This window comes from Colwellia sp. BRX8-7 (assembly GCF_014077275.1).
GTDB lineage: Bacteria > Pseudomonadota > Gammaproteobacteria > Enterobacterales > Alteromonadaceae > Colwellia_A.
In genome coordinates this window covers 1-3,276 of the sequence record NZ_JACGVP010000048.1, presented here as the reverse complement: position 1 = coordinate 3,276, position 3,276 = coordinate 1, and the positions used below count along the sequence as shown (strand labels likewise).

The 3,276-nt window shown below is 35.3% G+C and carries 6 protein-coding genes; all 6 read right to left on the bottom strand.

Translation table 11 applies throughout. The features are described from left to right. Positions 1 to 206 precede the first annotated feature (206 nt). The 6 genes from H4J57_RS19225 to H4J57_RS19200 all read right to left on the bottom strand — a co-directional run bounded on the left by H4J57_RS19225 (position 207) and on the right by H4J57_RS19200 (position 3,074). Positions 207 to 497: a hypothetical protein gene (locus H4J57_RS19225; RefSeq protein ID WP_182204747.1), complete on the bottom strand. Its 291-nt coding sequence runs from the start codon at positions 495 to 497 to the stop codon at positions 207 to 209. A gap of 111 nt (positions 498 to 608) precedes the next feature. Beyond that, the gene (locus H4J57_RS19220) at positions 609 to 977 is read right to left on the bottom strand and encodes a hypothetical protein (RefSeq protein ID WP_182243953.1); all 369 of its coding nucleotides are present in this window, start codon (positions 975 to 977) and stop codon (positions 609 to 611) included. Between the two features lie 107 nt (positions 978 to 1,084). Beyond that, on the bottom strand, positions 1,085 to 1,363 hold the full coding sequence (locus H4J57_RS19215) for a hypothetical protein (protein ID WP_182243952.1): 279 nt from the start codon (positions 1,361 to 1,363) through the stop codon (positions 1,085 to 1,087). A 121-nt stretch (positions 1,364 to 1,484) separates the two neighbouring features. Next, positions 1,485 to 1,802: a hypothetical protein gene (locus H4J57_RS19210; protein WP_182243951.1), complete on the bottom strand. Its 318-nt coding sequence runs from the start codon at positions 1,800 to 1,802 to the stop codon at positions 1,485 to 1,487. 533 nt (positions 1,803 to 2,335) lie between these two features. Continuing rightward, complete coding sequence (locus H4J57_RS19205; protein ID WP_182243950.1) at positions 2,336 to 2,644, bottom strand: hypothetical protein; 309 nt, start codon at positions 2,642 to 2,644, stop codon at positions 2,336 to 2,338. 97 nt (positions 2,645 to 2,741) lie between these two features. Further along, positions 2,742 to 3,074 (bottom strand): hypothetical protein, encoded by a 333-nt coding sequence (locus H4J57_RS19200; RefSeq protein ID WP_182243949.1) that lies wholly within the window; start codon positions 3,072 to 3,074, stop codon positions 2,742 to 2,744. Between the last annotated feature and the right edge of the window lie 202 nt (positions 3,075 to 3,276).

The window sequence follows — 3,276 nt, the reverse complement described above, 5'->3', positions numbered from 1 at the left end:
CACCACAAATAATGCTTGAGACTCCTAAAATATCAGTAACAGTCCTGAGATTTTTCGATAGCGATTTGCGTTCCTGCCTAATTGTTCGAATATACTCAATCATAGCCTTGCCATATAACGCCCCACTAAGAGGCAAATAATAGTTGGTTATAATAGAGAGCGAAGCGAACAAAACCAACTGTTATTTGTCCTGCTTGAGTGGCTTGTTAGGTATACCCTACTATTGCATATTCTTTATCGTTAACTCGGTGATACTCATTAATTTTTTTTACTACTTCGGCAACTTGGTCAAAGCTGGCATTATCACAAAAATATAAAACGTAATCATTTGTCACATCTTCGTTAGATTGAAAAGCCGATTCTAAATCAAAGTGCTCTGTAAGCACATCCTCGATATAATCTCGGTGTTCATAATCAATTAATTCAATTGATGCTCCCCATTTTGGATCTGCAACAACTTTAATTTCTGTCAGTATGTAGCGAAACTCATCCAGCATGATGGTATACCTAACGCCTCAATAAGAGGAAATTTATAGCTGGCTAAAATGTTGAACGCAGTGAAAACAGCCAGCTGTAAATTTTCCTGCTTGATTGCCTTGTTAGGTAACTTACACCCAACGCCCGAACCTTACTATTTGTTGGGGCATATATTCCATTACCCACGTACGATCTGAAGCAATAATTAGAGTAGTTTCTTGGTTAAAGTAACTCTGTAAGTTCTCTAGTAAGCTTGCCCAGGTAATATATTCTAAATTTGACCAAGAATTATGAATAATAATTAATTCGAAAGCTCCATTTATGGTTTTGCTATTTAGCCAAGAAGTTAATCTCTGCGTATGTTCAGGATCTTCGAAAGAAGCAACTATCCATTCACTTGTTTCATCTATTCCTTCATCCCAAGTAATTTCAAGTAAATTGGGCTCTACAAGTTTTCTTATATCCCTAACTCTTAAATTGGGATTTATAAGATTGACCATCCTTAGTTACCTAACGCCCCATTAAGAGGCTAAAAATAGTGGGCTAAAATGGAGCGGAGCGAACAGCCCGCTGTTTTTAGTCCTGCTTTAATGGCTTGTTATACGTATTATTTGCCAAAAATACCAGAATATATTTCATCTCTTAACTTATTAAAACTTGAGATAGCATTACCTTTAGATAAACTTAAAACTACACCTACAACAATTAATAATATAGGAATAAGTAAGGCAAATATTTTAGCTTCCATATCCTGTCTTGCTACACCATTAACAACCACAGTAGCATTAGGATCGAGCACAACTTCAAGAGCTGGATACCCAATAAGAATTCCGATACAAACAAGTACGAAACCTATAATTTTAGAAAATTTTAAATTAGTTCTCAACGGGACAAACATACTGTGCCTTAATTCGTATAACGCCCTATTAAGGGGCAAATTGCAGTTGGCTAAAATGTGAAGCGGAGCGGAACTAGCCAACTGTTATTTGTCCCACTTGAATAGCTTGTTATGTACTGACTTTACTCTTGATTTGAAGAGGTACACGAAATTTAACTCGACTAGCCGTTTCTGTGCCTTCAGAAAGGTCACCACCTAGACCACCAACACCAGCTATACTTAATTTTGCGCCACCCTCTTTAGATCTAGATTCTGTTATAGCTATATCGAAATCTACGTGAGTAACCCAACCACCATTAAGCGAGAACATATTTAAATCTTTTAGATGTGAGAGGTATTTCCCACCACTATCTAGACTTGACTCATTCTCTTCTATTGCTTCAGTAACTTGACGAAGAGTTTCCGATACGAAGTCTTTTACATCCATTTAATGCTCCAGTATTAATTTAAGTACATAACGCCTCATTAAGAGGAAATTTGTAGTTGGCTAAAATGTTGAACGCAGTGAAAAGCCAACTGTAAATTTTCCTGCTTTAATGCCTTGTTAGGTATACTTTACCCTACTATAACTTTGATTGTCAGAAGAATGAACGCAGAAAACGCTAGTAACTCAATTATATAAAAACACCTTGACCATTTAGAACCTGAGCTTAAATAATAAGGTTTCCTATAAAGAATACCGTAAAACAAATAACCTAAACCAATAAATAAAAATATAAGCAACAAAACTGGTTTTAAGTTAGGACTTATAATTATTTCAGCCCAACCAAATACAATTAATGTTAAAACTGATATTAAGATAGACCATTCAAAAATAGATTTATACTTATCACTCGAAATATTCAATTACGCCAAACCTTGACTGTATACCTAACGCCCTATTAACAGGCAAAAAATAGTTTGCTAAAATGTTGAGGAACGAAAACAGCAAACTGTTTTTTGTCCTTGTTTAATAGCTTGTTAGGTATACATTTCGGATAGCAGTTTAACAAAGTCAGCTACTTTAGAAGTGAAACCTTTATTGATTTTATGAAAATAAAGGCTTAAATCCTTATTTTCCTGAATGTGGCAACCGTAAGATTTTTCAAGTGGTAATACACTTGAGTCATCTAATCCCTCAAATATAACATTAAGCATATTATTGCCATTTGGCCGACCAATCAGCCAGATAGCTGAGATAGAATATTCGTCTCCAGCTAACTCTTCAAAGATAACCCAATTGCTATTTTCTAATTTAACTCGTAGCTGGGAAATATGCTCAAAACTCATGGTATACCTAACGCCACGTTAAGCAGCAAAAAATTGTTGGCTAAAATTGTGAACGGAGTGAAACAGCCAACTGTTTTTTGTCCGTTTGAACGCCTTGTTAGCTGTACTTTGCACAACTGCCAGACCAATCATATTTTATTAATTTAATAAATTGAGGATAACCCTCATCTGTTTTATATGAAACCACAACTTGTTTACCCACAATATTAACTTTAAAAGCTGGTGAATAGTAAACTTGAGTCGGTACAAAACTAGTAAATGATGCGACCCAACCATCTTTATGGGCTGTTAAAACTTTAAGCAACTCATCATATTCCTGTTCGCCTTTTGAGATGTTTTTACCACAAAATTCAAATTCTGGAGGAATGAAGTCAATGCGAATATCTTGGTCGCGAAATACATAGAGATAAGTAGCAGTGATTAAAATCACTATAGTTACAATTAACAACTTGAGAGTTTTGATGCCATATCCTTATGTACTGCTAACGCCCCATTAAGAGGCAAATGATAGTTGGCTAAAATAAGCGACGAAGGAGCAAATAGCCAACTGTTATTTGTCCTGCTTGAATGGCTTATAGTTGGACCAATCCATTTATCAATCGATTAGTTTACTATATTTGATAAGTGGAATA

Excerpts from the sequence above, each read along its gene's own strand:
- H4J57_RS19210 (WP_182243951.1), bottom strand. The coding sequence starts at position 1,802 with ATGGATGTAAAAGACTTCGTATCGGAAACTCTTCGTCAAGTTACTGAA.
- H4J57_RS19205 (WP_182243950.1), bottom strand. The coding sequence starts at position 2,644 with ATGAGTTTTGAGCATATTTCCCAGCTACGAGTTAAATTAGAAAATAGC.
- H4J57_RS19225 (WP_182204747.1), bottom strand. The coding sequence starts at position 497 with ATGCTGGATGAGTTTCGCTACATACTGACAGAAATTAAAGTTGTTGCA.
- H4J57_RS19220 (WP_182243953.1), bottom strand. The coding sequence starts at position 977 with ATGGTCAATCTTATAAATCCCAATTTAAGAGTTAGGGATATAAGAAAA.